Annotated in this window: 14 protein-coding genes; 9 read left to right on the forward strand and 5 right to left on the reverse strand. The window is 63.5% G+C overall.

Annotated elements, in window-relative coordinates; genetic code table 11:
* A partial coding sequence (locus G6R20_RS17320) for a TrkA family potassium uptake protein (RefSeq protein WP_163377135.1) occupies positions 1–441 on the forward strand: 441 nt, incomplete at its 5' end.
* 129 nt (positions 442–570) lie between these two features.
* Here G6R20_RS17320 and G6R20_RS17325 read toward each other — a convergent pair.
* A complete protein-coding gene (locus G6R20_RS17325) occupies positions 571–855 on the reverse strand; it encodes a hypothetical protein (RefSeq protein ID WP_163377136.1) in 285 nt (94 codons plus the stop codon).
* A 410-nt stretch (positions 856–1,265) separates the two neighbouring features.
* Here G6R20_RS17325 and G6R20_RS17330 point away from each other — a divergent pair, with 410 nt between their 5' ends.
* Genes G6R20_RS17330 through G6R20_RS17340 form a run of 3 tightly spaced genes read left to right on the forward strand, consistent with a single transcriptional unit; the run spans position 1,266 to position 4,474 of the window.
* Positions 1,266–2,675 carry a hemolysin family protein gene (locus tag G6R20_RS17330; RefSeq protein WP_163377137.1) on the forward strand — a complete coding sequence of 470 codons (1,410 nt, stop codon included), beginning with the start codon at positions 1,266–1,268 and terminating at the stop codon, positions 2,673–2,675.
* Complete coding sequence (locus G6R20_RS17335; RefSeq protein ID WP_163377138.1) at positions 2,675–3,781, forward strand: CNNM domain-containing protein; 1,107 nt, start codon at positions 2,675–2,677, stop codon at positions 3,779–3,781. The genes G6R20_RS17330 and G6R20_RS17335 overlap by 1 nt, the downstream gene beginning before the upstream one ends.
* Positions 3,782–4,474 (forward strand): DedA family protein, encoded by a 693-nt coding sequence (locus tag G6R20_RS17340; protein WP_163377139.1) that lies wholly within the window; start codon positions 3,782–3,784, stop codon positions 4,472–4,474.
* A 362-nt stretch (positions 4,475–4,836) separates the two neighbouring features.
* Here G6R20_RS17340 and G6R20_RS17345 read toward each other — a convergent pair whose 3' ends face one another.
* The 4 genes from G6R20_RS17345 to G6R20_RS17360 all read right to left on the reverse strand — a co-directional run bounded on the left by G6R20_RS17345 (position 4,837) and on the right by G6R20_RS17360 (position 8,617).
* Positions 4,837–6,216, reverse strand: a complete 1,380-nt coding sequence (locus G6R20_RS17345; RefSeq protein ID WP_163377140.1) for a hypothetical protein — start codon at positions 6,214–6,216, stop codon at positions 4,837–4,839.
* A 388-nt stretch (positions 6,217–6,604) separates the two neighbouring features.
* Entirely contained in the window at positions 6,605–6,856 is a 252-nt protein-coding gene (locus tag G6R20_RS17350; protein WP_163377141.1) for a hypothetical protein, read from the reverse strand.
* 32 nt (positions 6,857–6,888) lie between these two features.
* Complete coding sequence (locus G6R20_RS17355; protein ID WP_163377142.1) at positions 6,889–7,947, reverse strand: tyrosine-type recombinase/integrase; 1,059 nt, start codon at positions 7,945–7,947, stop codon at positions 6,889–6,891.
* Between the two features lie 331 nt (positions 7,948–8,278).
* Positions 8,279–8,617 carry an Lsr2 family protein gene (locus G6R20_RS17360; protein WP_163377143.1) on the reverse strand — a complete coding sequence of 113 codons (339 nt, stop codon included), beginning with the start codon at positions 8,615–8,617 and terminating at the stop codon, positions 8,279–8,281.
* Between the two features lie 192 nt (positions 8,618–8,809).
* Here G6R20_RS17360 and G6R20_RS17365 point away from each other — a divergent pair, with 192 nt between their 5' ends.
* The 5 genes from G6R20_RS17365 to G6R20_RS17385 all read left to right on the forward strand — a co-directional run bounded on the left by G6R20_RS17365 (position 8,810) and on the right by G6R20_RS17385 (position 13,358).
* Positions 8,810–9,088 carry a hypothetical protein gene (locus tag G6R20_RS17365; RefSeq protein ID WP_163377144.1) on the forward strand — a complete coding sequence of 93 codons (279 nt, stop codon included), beginning with the start codon at positions 8,810–8,812 and terminating at the stop codon, positions 9,086–9,088.
* 41 nt (positions 9,089–9,129) lie between these two features.
* Positions 9,130–10,284 carry an ATP-binding protein gene (locus G6R20_RS17370; RefSeq protein WP_163377145.1) on the forward strand — a complete coding sequence of 385 codons (1,155 nt, stop codon included), beginning with the start codon at positions 9,130–9,132 and terminating at the stop codon, positions 10,282–10,284.
* Between the two features lie 189 nt (positions 10,285–10,473).
* Positions 10,474–11,925: a PIN domain-containing protein gene (locus G6R20_RS17375; RefSeq protein WP_163377146.1), complete on the forward strand. Its 1,452-nt coding sequence runs from the start codon at positions 10,474–10,476 to the stop codon at positions 11,923–11,925.
* Positions 11,867–12,568: a hypothetical protein gene (locus tag G6R20_RS17380; RefSeq protein ID WP_163377147.1), complete on the forward strand. Its 702-nt coding sequence runs from the start codon at positions 11,867–11,869 to the stop codon at positions 12,566–12,568. The genes G6R20_RS17375 and G6R20_RS17380 overlap by 59 nt, the downstream gene beginning before the upstream one ends.
* 220 nt (positions 12,569–12,788) lie before the next feature.
* Positions 12,789–13,358 carry a hypothetical protein gene (locus G6R20_RS17385; RefSeq protein WP_163377148.1) on the forward strand — a complete coding sequence of 190 codons (570 nt, stop codon included), beginning with the start codon at positions 12,789–12,791 and terminating at the stop codon, positions 13,356–13,358.
* Positions 13,359–13,442: the final 84 nt, after the last annotated feature.

Consider the following 13,442-nt stretch of genomic DNA (forward strand, 5'->3'; position numbering starts at 1 on the left):
GTGGTGGGGATCGGCTCCGACCTCGAGGCCAGCCTGCTGACCGCCTCGGCCCTGATCAATATGGGCGTGGCCAACGTGTGGGCCAAGGCGATCAGCAACTCCCACGCCAAGATCCTCACGCAGATCGGTGTGCATCATGTCGTACGGCCGGAACACGACATGGGCAAGCGGGTGGCCCACCTGGTCCGCGGCCGGATGATCGACTACATCGAGTTCGATGACGGGTTCGCCATGGTCAAGACGACCGCCCCGGCGTTCGCGACGGGTCGCAGTCTCGGCGAGAGCACGATCCGCACGGACCACGGCGTGACCGTGGTGGCGATCAAGCGTCCCGGGGAGGGCTTCACCTACGCCGCCGCCGACACGATCCTGCACCCGGGAGACACCATCATCGTCTCCGGCAAGGTGCGCGACACCGAACGCTTCGCAGAACTGACCTAGACCCTCGGTGTCGAACAGTCCTGCTGGCGCCTGAGTCACTCTCGACATGACGGCAGGACAGACGGGGCTGGTCCGGTAACCCGCCCGGTCAGTGCGGTGGTCCAGCCCGGTCCGACGGGGTACCTCGTTCTATACGGCGCTGTGGGTCGCGGCGAAGATCACGAACGCCACAAATAGGGCTCCGAGAGCGAGGCTGGTGCCGATGACAGCGTCACGACGATTGGATGCCTCGCCTTGGTCCACGAGCTTGAGGCTGATCCATCCGGATACGAGGGCAACTATGGCGGCGGCGATGGTGATGGCGCCGCCGATGAAGGGCACGAGGGACGCCAGCGCGGCGACGATGCCAGCAACTAGGGACGTGATCCCGGCGCCATTGCGGTACGCCGTACCGGCGGGATAGTCCTCGGGCATGGGGCCTCCCATCGCGCAGTCCGGTGAGCGAACAATACCTGCAAGCGGTCAAGCCTGAGACTGCCTTTTGTCTGCCTCCGGTTCACGAGAAGGGGTTTTCGGGTCTGGTCGACCCGCTTCGCCCGGGCTCACCCGGTGATTAGCCCCGGGGGGTGGATGTTAGTGGTGGCGACCACCGGGGCGTCGGTTCGGCTGGTGGGCTGGGTGGCCGAGGCGAGGGGTATGCGCAATACTCGGAGTCGACGAGTTCGTCTATCACAGATTCGGAGAGTGCGAAATCCCCTGATGGGTACTTCTTGCGGAAGGCCCGGGTCGTCTGACGACCCGGGCCCGAGTTGTCTCTGGTTGGTTTCACTGCGAGATCTTGGGTCGTGGCACCGTGATCGGTGCTCGGGTGGGAGAGCGTTCTGATGGGTGCGACTTTTCTGCTGTTGTTGCTGGGTGTGCTGGTGATTTTGGCGATCATCGCGGCGAATGGTTACTTCGTGGCTCAAGAGTTCGCCTACATGTCGGTGGACAGGAACAGGCTCAAGGCGCGAGCGGAAGCGGGGGACGCCTCGGCGCAGCGCGCGCTCAAGGTGACCCAGCGGACCTCGTTCATGCTCTCGGGGGCCCAGTTGGGCATCACTGTTACCGGCCTGCTGGTGGGGTTTGTGGCCGAGCCTCTGGTTGGTCAATCGCTGGGGGCCCTGTTGGGCGGGGCCGGGGTACCGGCTGCGGTCGGTGTGTCGGTGGGGACTGTGTTGGCGTTGGTCGCCGCGACGGTGGTGCAGATGATCTTCGGCGAGCTCTATCCCAAAAACTTGGCGCTGGCCAGCCCGGAGCCGCTGGCGCGTGGCCTGGCGCGGTCGACGACGGTGTACCTCACGGTGTTCGGTTGGCTCATCGTGGTCTTCGACCGGTCGGCCGATCTGTTGCTCCGAGCAGTTGGGGTCAAGCCAGTGCACGATCTCGACACCACGGCTACGGCAGAGGATCTTGAACGCATCGTCGCGGATGCCCGGGATAGTGGCACTCTTCCAGAGAGCCTGTCGGTGCTGATCGACAGGATTCTGGACTTTCCGGACCGGACGGTCGAACACGCGATGGTGCCCAGGCCGCAGACCAGTGTGGTTTCGCCGACGACCACTGTCGGGCAGGTGCGTGAGCTGATGTCCACGGGTCATACCCGTTACCCGGTGGTCAACGACGAGCAGGAACCGGTGGGAGTGGTCCAGCTGGCGGATGTGCTCGCCTCGACTGTGGCTCCTGATGCGCCGGTCACGCAACTCATGCGCCCACCGGTGGTGGTCCCGGAGTTGATGTCGCTTCCGGACGCGCTGTCCAGCTTGACTGAAGCCGATGCCCAGCTCGCCGCGGTGGTCGATGAGTACGGGGGGTTTGCCGGTGTGATCACCATCGAGGATCTCGCCGAGGAGCTGATCGGTGAGCTGACCGACGAGCGCGATGTCGAGCAGGATTCGGTGATCGCTGTCGAGGCGGAGAATTGTTGGCGGATGGACGGCGACGTCCACGTCGATGAGGCCGAGCGCGCCTTGGAGCACACGCTGCCCGAGGGGGACTACGAGACCATGGCAGGTCTGGTGATCGCCGCTCACGGGCATCTGCCCGAGGTGGGGCAGACGGTGCGCGTCGAGCTGCCGATCGAGGCCCGCGAACTGGTCGCGGACCACCCGCGGGAGATGGTCGTGGACATTGAGGTCCTCGAGGTGGAGCGGTTGGTGCCCAGCGAACTGCGGATCCGACTTGTCGACCTCGGCGACCCCGGTTCGCTCGATGTCGATGAAGACGATGCGCCTAAGAAGGGCCAGGTGCAGTGATGGACAACCCGTTGATCGTGGTAGCAGTCACTGTGGCGCTCATCGTGTTGAGTGCATTCTTCGTCGTGATCGAATTCGCGCTCATGGGCGCGCGTCAGCACCGGCTGGAAAAGGATGCAGCAACCAGTGCGTCGGCCCGCGCCGCCCTGCGCGGGATGAACGAGTTGACCATCATGCTCGCCGGCGCCCAATTGGGCATCACAGCCTGCACGTTCGCCCTCGGCGCGGTCACCAAACCCGCCGTGGACTCCTGGCTTGGCCCGACCTTCACCTCGTGGGGCGCGCCGGAGCAGCTGGCCGGCGGTGTGGCATTCGGATTGTCATTGCTCCTGGTGACCTTCCTGCATCTGGTGGTGGGTGAGATGGCACCGAAGTCGTGGGCGATCGCACACCCGGAGTTCGCCGCCAAGTTCATCGGCCTGCCCTCCCGGGGGTTCATCTGGGTGTTCCGCCCGCTACTGCGGTGGGTCAACGCTGTGGCCAACCGTCTGGTATCCGCCAGTGGCGTCACACCCGTCGAACGAGCCGCCGTGGGTGGCCAGGACGCCGACACCATCCGTCAGCTCGTCGAACACTCAACAGCGGCAGGGGCGCTCGATGATTCGTTCAGCTCACCGCTATCGGGTGCACTCGGGCTGGACCAGCTCACCATCGGGAACCTCGTCGATACCTCGACAGCTCCCACCGCGGTACCGGCCGCGGCCACGGTGGACCAGGTCCAACAGGCAGCAGCACGCACGGGCCACATGCGGGTCCTGCTGCAAGAGGACGCCTCACCCACCCCGCAGGTGGTCCACGTCCGGGACACGTTGATGGAACCTGCCGCCGCACCGGCCCGCCAGTTCGCGCGCTCGTCGATGGTGTTCGACACTCACACACCGGTGTACGAGGCGCTGGGCCAGGCCCGCGAACGCAGTGAACAGCTGGCGGCGGTGACAGACCAGGGCCAGTTCATCGGGGTGATCAGCATCTCCGACATCCTCAGGCATCTCCTCTCCCAAGGGCCCGGCCGTACAGGCACGCGGCCCCCCTCCCCATCGTCGGACGAACAAACACCCCCCATCGAACCCGCGGCGGCCCCCCGCGACACGCAGAAAGGACAGTAGATGGTGGCCTTTCTTGCAGCCCCGACCGCAACCACCGATCCGACCGAGGGGTACAGCGGGTTCATCGGCTGGGTCTTGAACCTTATGGAGATCCTGGGAGAGACCGGGGTCGGTCTGGCGATCTTGTTGGAGACCTTCCTCCCCCCGATCCCGTCCGAGGCGGTGCTTCCTGTCGCGGGATTCCTCGCCTACGAGGGGCGGATGAACTTCTGGATCGCCTGGGCCGCCGCCACGGTCGGCGCGCTACTCGGTGCCTGGATCTGGTACGCCATCGGGGCGGCGCTCGGACGAGACCGGACACGCCGCCTTGTCGGGAGCATCCCACTGCTGGACTTCGAGGACTTCGACAAAGCGGAGACATTCTTCCGCCAATGGGGAGGGGTCGCCGTGCTCGTGGGTCGCTGTGTCCCACTCGTTCGCTCATTCGTCTCGATCCCCGCAGGCATCGAACGAATGCCATTTCTGAACTTCACCGCCTACACGGTGATCGGTTCCGGGGCATGGAACGCCATCTGGATAGGGATGGGGTACGTATTCGGCCCGGCGATCAAACCTGCACTCGAGCAATGGAGCGGGATACTGTCCAACGCCGTGCTCGTCATCCTCGCAGTACTGCTCGCATGGTTCGTTATCGGCCGACTCCTGCAGGCCAAAGAAACCGACCCGGACCCGGTTCCAACGGCAGGGCAGTGAACCCGAACGGACCTGGAACCCCCTCCCTCGTAACGGCAGAGACGGTAGTACGAGAGCAAACGCTCAACGCTCCACGAGAGAGCCCGCATGGCCCGAAAATGTAGGTGAGACGGTCAGCCGAGGACTGCCGCTGTGGCCTCCAGTTCGACCAGTCGGTGGTCGAATTTGAGTGCGGCAACGCCGATACGCCTCAGGCAAGGTTGTCGCGTCGACAGGTGTGGGATGCGGTTGGAGAGGGGTTGGGTTCGGGGGAGCTACAACCCGGCAACTTGTCATAAGATAAGTGATCGGCGTTAACGTAAAAGCTGGAAAGGTGGCCGATCGGACCTGGCGTGCGTCGACCCGGTCGGCGCAGCGCTACCCTAACTGCGGCGAAACGCTTCGTATAACTTATGTAGTCCAGGGTCCAGAGTCCGTATGCTGTTCGCCTCGAGGACCTGAGTGGCCTCGTCGAGTGTTATTCCGGCAGCACTCGCCAGCTGGGCGGGCGTTGTGCGGGAGAAGCGGTGATTTTCGATAAGCTCCGCCAGCGTGGGACTTAATGGAGACTGTGTGCCGATGAAGCGGCCGGACACGCTACTGAAGCCACTTTCGTTCAGCTCTTTCTCGGCTTTGCGGAATGCTCTGGCGTCGCTGATCGAATCTGTCCGTCGATCAAACAACTCGTCATAGGCGTGGCGCTCCCCCAAGTAATCGAGGTAGTCCGGATGGCCAACGCTGCCATGATTGTTCGAACGGTGAGGATTCGCGTCATTTTCGAGAAATGCTCCGGGTTTACCGAGCGATCTTAGGTGTCGTTCAAACAGTTCGTCATACGTGAGGCGCCCGTTCACAATGTCGAAATAGTCCGGATGGCCTACGCATATGTGATTCCTCGAACGGTAAGGTCGCGCGTTGGCGCGGTCATCCTTCCTTGCTTCCCGACTCAGCTTACGAATGTATGGCCAGTACTTTGAATTGAATACTTCTCGAGCAGCGTTATGCAGTCGGAGAAATCGGCGGCACCGTATCATGGTGACTGTTGTGCCGATACATGCTGTGAGCGCGCTTAAGAGTAGCCATGCCCGGAACGAGGGGATAACACCGAGTTCGGCTAGCCAGGCGGTCGGGATCATCACAAGCGCCCAGAAAGCTACGATGACGAACGTTCTATCGGACCACAATATTCCAATAATCGCCGCGGACAACAAGGTTATGGGCGAATAGGCAAAGTGACTAAACGTCGTTAAGAATTCATTGTGAGTTAATGCCGCAAATGGTCCTGCGATAATTGACCACTCGCCAGAATGGATTCGATACGGGCCCATGCGGCCCTCGAGGACGAACATGGCCGTCAGTGCGTAGCGTTCGTCCATCCCGTTGAACACGTACCAAACTACTCGGTTTAGCAGCGCGTCGACAAGGGCCACGATTGCTATGAGGAACGCGATGTTGAAAAGTTTTCTGAAAAGTATCCAGGCGGCAGGGTGAAGGAAAATTGGGTAGAATTCGATTCTGCTGCGGTCGACATGCACCGCCCTTGTGGGCGCCTTCCGGTAACGGCCAAAGTTCGGTACCGTGAGAAGCGCTGGAAACCAGGCTGCAATGCGTTCTTTCTGCATCGTCGCGCGATGAAGCTCGTCGAGCTCCTTCACCTCTTTTGATTTGCGGAAATCGGTGGCAAGGATTGCTAGCCGTAGGTGTGGATTTTTCGTCTTCCGGTAGGCGGCTTGATTTTGGGGAGTTAGCGGCGGGATGGTCATAGTGGGTTACTCCTTGGCGGCCGAGCGTTAAGGCGTGGGCCCGGGCGAGAACTGCGAGAAGGCGAAGGCTGATCGTCTGCGTAGAGTTCCCTCGGCCCCGCGCGTGCTCAGCTGGGCAGAAGAATAAGAAGAAGCATAACCCCGTGGCTGCGGCTTTGGCGGGCGCTAACTCGACGCGGCGAGATCGAAGCCCCCACTGCCGACTCCGACCCTGTCCCTGACGGGGTTGTTGAACCGGCCGACACTCTGACGGGCGACATGCCGGCCTCCGAACTGGAGTGGTGCGAGCGCGGCGACGAGCCCCCAGCAGAGGTGGCAGCACGTCAAGTCCCCCCGCTGACCTGCCCTAACGTCACGGTGACGGAACGGGCGTGCTGCCCGCCGTGTGTCACTGGTCCCGCAGGCACGAGTTCACTATCTGCGCCTCATCGTCGACCGGGGTCATCCGCAGCGTCTCTCGACCGTCTGGCAACCGCGACATCTGCCGCGCATCCGATGACAGAGAGAACAGCTTGCCGGTGTGGTCGGCTGCGAAGATCGCTGTGACCGCCTGGATCGCGCGATCGTCCCGCTGAATCGTCACCCCGATCGCCTGCACCCCATCGTCACGCTCGTGCGAGTACGCGCGCGCCACCCGCATGCGTGGATCCCGCAGCTCCTGCTCGAAAAGGCCTAGCTCCGGGGTGGGATTGCCGCGTAGATGGGATTGGATTGGGCGGCCTCGCGGGTGGCCACACGGGACGCTTCTAGGTACCTCTGGGTGCGGGCCATGGAACTGTGCCCCAGCAGCGCCATCAGGGCGCGCACCGGGACACCACTTTCCGCGAGTTGGATGGCGAAGGTGTGGCGCAGGCGGTGCGTGTTGGCCCCAGGCGTGGGCGTGATGCCGGCGCGAGAGTAGGCCCGCTTGACTCGGTACTGGATCGCGCCGCGGGTGATGCGCTGTCCGTCTGAACCGACGAACAGGGGCTGTTCCGGGTCGAACCGTCGCCAAGGGTTGCGCTTCTTGCGCCGCCCGTCCGGGACCGTGTCGGGAAACCTCTTGGCCCTGCTGATGAGGTACTTCTCCAGGATTCGAGTCAGCTCCGGCTCGGCGGTGGCGTGCCGGTACTTGGAACCCTTACCGGGCAGTTGGACCGTCATGGCGCCGGGCTGGTCGTGGCGGGCAGTGAAATCTCCGATGTCCATGCTGATCATGTCGCCCGTACGTAGGCCCAACAGCAGGCCGGACAGCACGAGCGCGAGGTCGCGTTCGCGCCATGTGTTGGGGTCGTCCTCGTCGGGCATTGCCAGCTGCGCAAGCAAGCGGAAGACATCCGGTCCCTCGATCGACTCGGGGGGAGGGGGAGGGGTCCCGGAGCTGCGCTTTCGCACAGACCGCATCGGGTTAGTCGACAGGTAATCCTGGTTGACCATGAACTCGCACAGCCCATTCCACGTCGACCAGGCTCGCTGGCGAGAGGACGTGGGCCGGTCCTTGAACTGAGAGCCGAACGCCGCCCACAGCACCGTCTTGTCGCGGAGATGTTCGACGGTCAGGTCGCGTGGTTCGACGCCCAGATTGCGGGCGATGAGTCCGCGCAGGTTCACGTAGTCGTTGCGGTATGCCTTCGCGGTGGCCTCTGAGACGTCCGACTTGTAGGTCATGTACTCGTCAAACGCCGAATCGAGTGGGAGCGGCGAATCGTCGGCGCGAGTCGAGTCCACGTCGTTGTCCGGCGTGCTTGACATGCGGCTCCTCGAGGCGACCTACGGATTCTCGGATAACCGTAATCGGTGGACGCGCCGAGCGGCCCGGGTGTCGTTGGCTTAGGCGGTGGCGTCGTGGATGCCGAGAGAGGGAGCTTTGCACGCGGCGACGCGTCGTGCTTACGCGCGCGCAAAATCCCGGGGAGTGCAGCGATACTCTCCATTGCCTAGGCCGGCGCTACCGAAGTTTGAGCGGTGGGCGAGCGCCCGAAAGCATGCACGCTGCAGCCGTACTTTACATAACGACAATTATCGGCACTCTTAGACTTGCTGGCAGAAGCATTTTTACGGTGCGCCGTTCCTGCTTTGACGCCTAGTTGGCTGCTGCGTACGCTTCCATCACGTCAGCGGGGATGCGCCCGCGATCGGAGACGTCGTAGCCATTGGTGCGGGCCCATTCGCGAATCGCTTTTGTGTCACCGGACGCCGTCTTGGCCGTGGCTTTGCGCGCAGTTTTGGTCTTGCTGCCAGTCACCCGGTGGCCGGCCTCGATGTACGGAGCCACGGCGGCCCGGAACGCCTCAGCGTTCGCGTCGCTGAGGTCGATGGAGTATTCCTTACCCTCAAAAGCGAACGAAATGGCGTTCGGCTTGTCGCCTAAGTCGGCCCCATCGATATCGTCGATGTACCGCACCTGAAACTGCTGCGCCATGAACTCCCCATTCTTTAATGCTGTCAATCCAGGGTGACAGTATGCACCACTCGAACCGGTCGGGCCGGACCACATTCATCGGCGAGTTGGTGCCTCGAGTCCAGCTGCGTACCTGAGTACCACGCTGTTCGGCACTCCTCGCGTGGTGTTCAGGCTCAGGTCATGTCGGAGCTGTCTGCAATGCTGCGACAGGTGAACCCCCTCGATGCAATTGAGATAGGCAGGGATTTGATGCCTCGACGATGGAAGCGCCTCTTCATCGCCCCTGCCATCCTTGTCGCGACTTGGCTGTTCCCGGACCAGACTCAGCAAGCAGTGGTCTGGCTTGGTCAGCAGTTCTCCGAGCGGTACATGGAGAGAATGGCGAACTCTGGGCTTCTCGATGGCGCCTTCTCGCAGGACGAACACTCGATCCCTCTCGACCCGGTTGCGCCTCAACCCACCCTTGAAGTGGAAACTACCGATCTATAGCGAAAACGCTATAGGTCGGTACAAGTTGGTATAGTTCGGTCATGGATCCCGCCCTCAACCCCTATACGCCCGGGTCTGGGCGCAAGCCCCACTCCTTGCAGGGTCGGGATCGGGAGATTGAGGCCTTCGATCTGCTGGTCGCGCGGGCGAAGGCGCGTCACTACGACCGGGGCATGATCCTTAGTGGGCTTCGGGGTGTGGGCAAAACGGCGCTGTTGAATCATCTGCGGGCGCACGCTGAGCGCCATGGGTGGTTCACTGTCCGGTTGGAGGCGCAGAACTCGGAGACAGGCGCACGCGTCAACCACAAGCAACTGGCGACCGGACTGCGTAGCGGGCTGCGGAAGTTCAGCAAGCGACATGCACTGAAGCAGGCTGCTGACGGCGTGATGACCCTCATCGAGGGTTCGTCGCTGTCGGTCGCGGGTGTGTCCGTTGGAGCGCCCACGCCGCGGTCAGCCGAGGACACGCTGTTCGACATCGAGGAGATTGTCGAAGCGTCCAGTGGACTGGTCCGATCCAAGGGGGTTGCGCTGGCGGTGTTCGTTGACGAGATGCAGGATCTCGAGTCCGACCTGACGGCAGCGTTAATCGTGGCGCAGCATCGAGCGAGCCAAGAGGGCTGGCCGTTTTATGTCATCGGTGCGGGTCTGCCCAACCTGCCGGCGTTTTTGGCGGATTCCAGGTCATATGCAGAGCGCCTGTTCCTCTATCGCAGGATTGGCCCCTTGGATGAGGAGGCTGCGCGGCAGGCCCTGGTTGACCCAGCTGCAGCGGTTGGGGGTCAGTACACCTCTGAGGCCTTGGAGACGCTCGTCGACGCCGCCGAGGGGTATCCGTACTTCCTTCAGGAGTTCGGGTCGGCGTTGTGGGAGGTGGCGGCCGGGACACCGTTCCAGCTCGCGGATGCTGAGCTGGCCATTGAGTCCGGGACCGCGCTCTTAGACCAAGGCTTCTTCCCCTCCCGGTGGGACCGGGCCACTCCCGCAGAACGCAAGTACCTGCGATCCATCGCAGCTACCGGTGAGGCAGCGCCGAAAACGTCATCGCTGTCGATCGCCCAGAGCACAGCTGGGCCGCTCCGCGCCGCAGCGATCCGCAAAGGAATCGTCTACTCCCCCGAACACGGGCGGATCAGCTTCACGGTGCCGGGCATGGCCGCCTTCATAGCTCGACAAATCGACACCGATGAGTAAGTCGACCCGCCTTGCCCGCCCCCTCAAGGGCCGAGCAGCGGCCACTATCGCAGCCAGGCGTCGCTCTAGAGGATCGTTCAATGCGACACGCCCTGAGGGTGATCTTGAAGCTCGACAACGAGGGCATCTACGCCAGGCTGGTGGCCGACAAGTCGACCTCGCACATCCAAGGAAATGGGAGGCGCCCCGGTGAGCAAGTCGATCATTGTCCTGGACACCAACATCCTGACGAAAAGCCCATTCCTGAATTCAGACGAGTGGGCGGATCTCCACGCACGCGTCGACGATTGGCGGCTCCGTTTCGTGGTGCCCGAGGTTGTCCTGATGGAGACCGTGAACGTCGTCCGCCGGAACTGGCGGCCAGAGAGGACTCGGCTGGAGCAACTCGCCGGTTGGATCCACGGCTTCGGCATGCGTGAGGAATTGCAGGCGATACTCGCTGCGGCCGACAACCGTGACGCCGACTACGAGGTCTCGCTCCGGAGCCGGATCGACGAGCTGGGGGCCGAGATCGTCCCGCTGCCGGCCACGATCGACCACCTGGGCATTGCACGCAGGGCTTCCGAGCGTCGGGCGCCGTACGGCATCGCCGGAAAGCCGGATGATGGGCACGCAAAAGACGGCTATCGGGACACCCTGATTTGGCTCACCGTGCTTGATGTCGCCGAGAAGCATCCCGAGTGTGACGTGTGGTTTGTCAGCAACAACTACTCGGACTTCGGCGCGAAGCCAGACATTAAGGACTCCCGGGATACAGCGGAGTATCCGTTGGACTGGCACTCCGAATTGGCGCCTGAGCTGGACGAGATGGGCCTGGCGGGTCGGGTGCTCTACGCACGCAGCTTGAGTCGACTGGAGCAGCACCTTCTCTCGACGTTTTCACCGCTCTCGACCGCGGACCGTGATGCGTTGTGGGGCACTGTCGATCAGAACGAACTTGATCACCACATGACGCTGGCTCTCTTCTCCACGCCAGTCGACCCCCGCTCTGCCGCACTTCCCCTGGACACGACGACCGCGATGGTGACGGCATCCATACGCGCAAGTGACGCTGTGCGTCTCTCCGAGGCCGCGAAACGAGCAGCCGGCGCTTGGACAGCCCGGTTCACCTGCGAGGTCAAGGCCACCATCGAGGTCACCAGAAGATCGGGTGATGTTGCGGTGGAGAGAAAACCGCTCCTCCTGTCTGGTCGTATTGATCTCACCGCCGACAGCCACGTGTCTGCCTTGACGGTTGAATCCATCCAGACGAAGGCCGACGATCCGCAGCTCCGCGCCTGGGAACGCGCTGACGCATCCGCCCAAGTGATTGACCAGCTGAACAACCTCATCGTTGGTCAAAACTCCCGTGAGCATCTGAACAGTGCCGTCCTCGGGACGAACTGGAGTGAGCAGCTGAACAGTGCGGTCCTCGGGACGAACTGGAGTGAGCAGCTGAACAGTGCGGTCCTCGGGACGAACTGGAGTGAGCAGCTGAACAGTGCGGTCCTCGGGACGAACTGGAGTGAGCAGCTGAACAGTGCGGTCCTCGGGACGAATCTGCCTGACCAACTCGACGACTCAGCTCTCCCCACAAAAGGTGATGTTGTGGCGGAAGAAGATCCAGATCCGAGCACCGAACAGACTGAACCTGACAAGTGACCGCAACGCCAAGTGGAAGTGCAGCCGTAACCGTTTCGATCTGCCCGGCGAGCAGACCATCTATTGCGCCAGTAGCGCCGAGGGCGCGTACGGCGAGTTGCTGGGCGCGTTAAAGGTCGGCGGCCCCTACCAGGCGCAGGAGTATCTCGATAATCCGGGCGCCGATGATCTCTACGCTCTGATCGCACGCGACTGGAACGATCTGGGGGTTCGGCCACCCGGCGTGGTCGACATCCACTGGTTGTACGCCCACCGCCTGTACACGGTGGCACTGCCGGCATCGGGATGGTTCGTGGAGATCGAACACGCACGCACCATCACCTACCTGGCCTCGCATATCCCGCTGTCACTGTGGGAGCGAGGGATCGACGAGATCACCGTGGCGCAGACGCGAAGCGGGGACCGTCATCTGACGACTGAACTGGCCGCCACGCTGGCAGCCGCCCCCCTCGCCGGCGGCCTGCGAGCGCTGGGCATCCACTACTTCTCCAAGCACGGCACGCACTGGTCCTGCTGGGCGGTGTGGCTGCGCGACGACGTCGCCGGGGCTCTGGACGCAGGCCCGGGCCAACCGGTCGCGCCGCCGGCCGACAATGCCGCATTGGCAGCCGTGCTGGACATCTACAACCTCACCGCCCGATAGCCTCAGCCCCCACTCGCCGCGCGCCCCCGGCCGGCGCCCAGCGGCCCCATCTGGCTCGTCGCCGAAGGTGTCCGCACCGACGGACACCCATTCCCCACGGTCGCCGCGACACGCCTCGCCTGGACTACCCGCCAAACGCGTGCTGCGGTAACGTCGGTAACTGGAAACGTTACCGGTTACCAATCACCCGTTACCGTCTGACTGAATCGGAGGGACTGTCATGTCGACGTCGGAGAAGATTGCTCGCGCCTATGGGGTGCTCCTCGCGCGGGGCGAGAAGGTCACCGTGCGGGCCGTGCAGCGCGAAGCGGGGGTGCGGATCGGCGAGGTGGCCGCGTGGATGCGCGAGCATGCCGGCGGGGCGGCCGGGGATGTGCCGGCGGCGCCGGATTTGTCGGAGGCGATGTCGGCGATGGTGGCTTCGGTGTGGGCTGTGGCGTGGAAGCGGGCCGCGGAGCAGGCGGACGAGGCCACGGCGGTGGCGCTCGATGCTGCTCGCGCGGGTGAGGCCCACGCCCTGGAGGCGGCCGAGCAGGCTGCCGCAGAGCGTGACGAGGCGGTCGCATCCCGCGACCGAGCACTCGGCGAGCTCGAGGGAATGCGCGACGAGCTCGAGCAGCTGCGCGGCCAGCTCGAGGAAACGCGCCAGGACGCCGCCGTCGCACGCACCAAGGCCGAGGAGTCCGACCGGGCACGGGTCCGGGCGGAGGCAACCTCAGACACACTGCGGGAGGTCCTGGACTCGCTGCGCGAGGCCGCCCGCACGCCGGACCAGCCGGGCGAGTCCTAGCGGAGCTCGCCAGGGCACGTGGGGCACTGACTGTCGGGGGGAGAAGTCACACTGACAGTAGGTCGACCGAAAACAGGTCGGCCC

Source organism: Dietzia sp. Alg238-R159 (assembly GCF_900537145.1).
Taxonomy (GTDB): domain Bacteria; phylum Actinomycetota; class Actinomycetes; order Mycobacteriales; family Mycobacteriaceae; genus Dietzia; species Dietzia kunjamensis.

Coding starts and splice junctions, on each gene's coding strand:
- G6R20_RS17325 (WP_163377136.1), bottom strand. CDS start 855: ATGCCCGAGGACTATCCCGCCGGTACGGCGTACCGCAATGGCGCCGGG.
- G6R20_RS17330 (WP_163377137.1), top strand. CDS start 1,266: ATGGGTGCGACTTTTCTGCTGTTGTTGCTGGGTGTGCTGGTGATTTTG.
- G6R20_RS17335 (WP_163377138.1), top strand. CDS start 2,675: ATGGACAACCCGTTGATCGTGGTAGCAGTCACTGTGGCGCTCATCGTG.
- G6R20_RS17340 (WP_163377139.1), top strand. CDS start 3,782: ATGGTGGCCTTTCTTGCAGCCCCGACCGCAACCACCGATCCGACCGAG.
- G6R20_RS17345 (WP_163377140.1), bottom strand. CDS start 6,216: ATGACCATCCCGCCGCTAACTCCCCAAAATCAAGCCGCCTACCGGAAG.
- G6R20_RS17350 (WP_163377141.1), bottom strand. CDS start 6,856: ATGCGGGTGGCGCGCGCGTACTCGCACGAGCGTGACGATGGGGTGCAG.
- G6R20_RS17355 (WP_163377142.1), bottom strand. CDS start 7,947: ATGTCAAGCACGCCGGACAACGACGTGGACTCGACTCGCGCCGACGAT.
- G6R20_RS17360 (WP_163377143.1), bottom strand. CDS start 8,617: ATGGCGCAGCAGTTTCAGGTGCGGTACATCGACGATATCGATGGGGCC.
- G6R20_RS17370 (WP_163377145.1), top strand. CDS start 9,130: ATGGATCCCGCCCTCAACCCCTATACGCCCGGGTCTGGGCGCAAGCCC.
- G6R20_RS17380 (WP_163377147.1), top strand. CDS start 11,867: ATGTTGTGGCGGAAGAAGATCCAGATCCGAGCACCGAACAGACTGAAC.
- G6R20_RS17385 (WP_163377148.1), top strand. CDS start 12,789: ATGTCGACGTCGGAGAAGATTGCTCGCGCCTATGGGGTGCTCCTCGCG.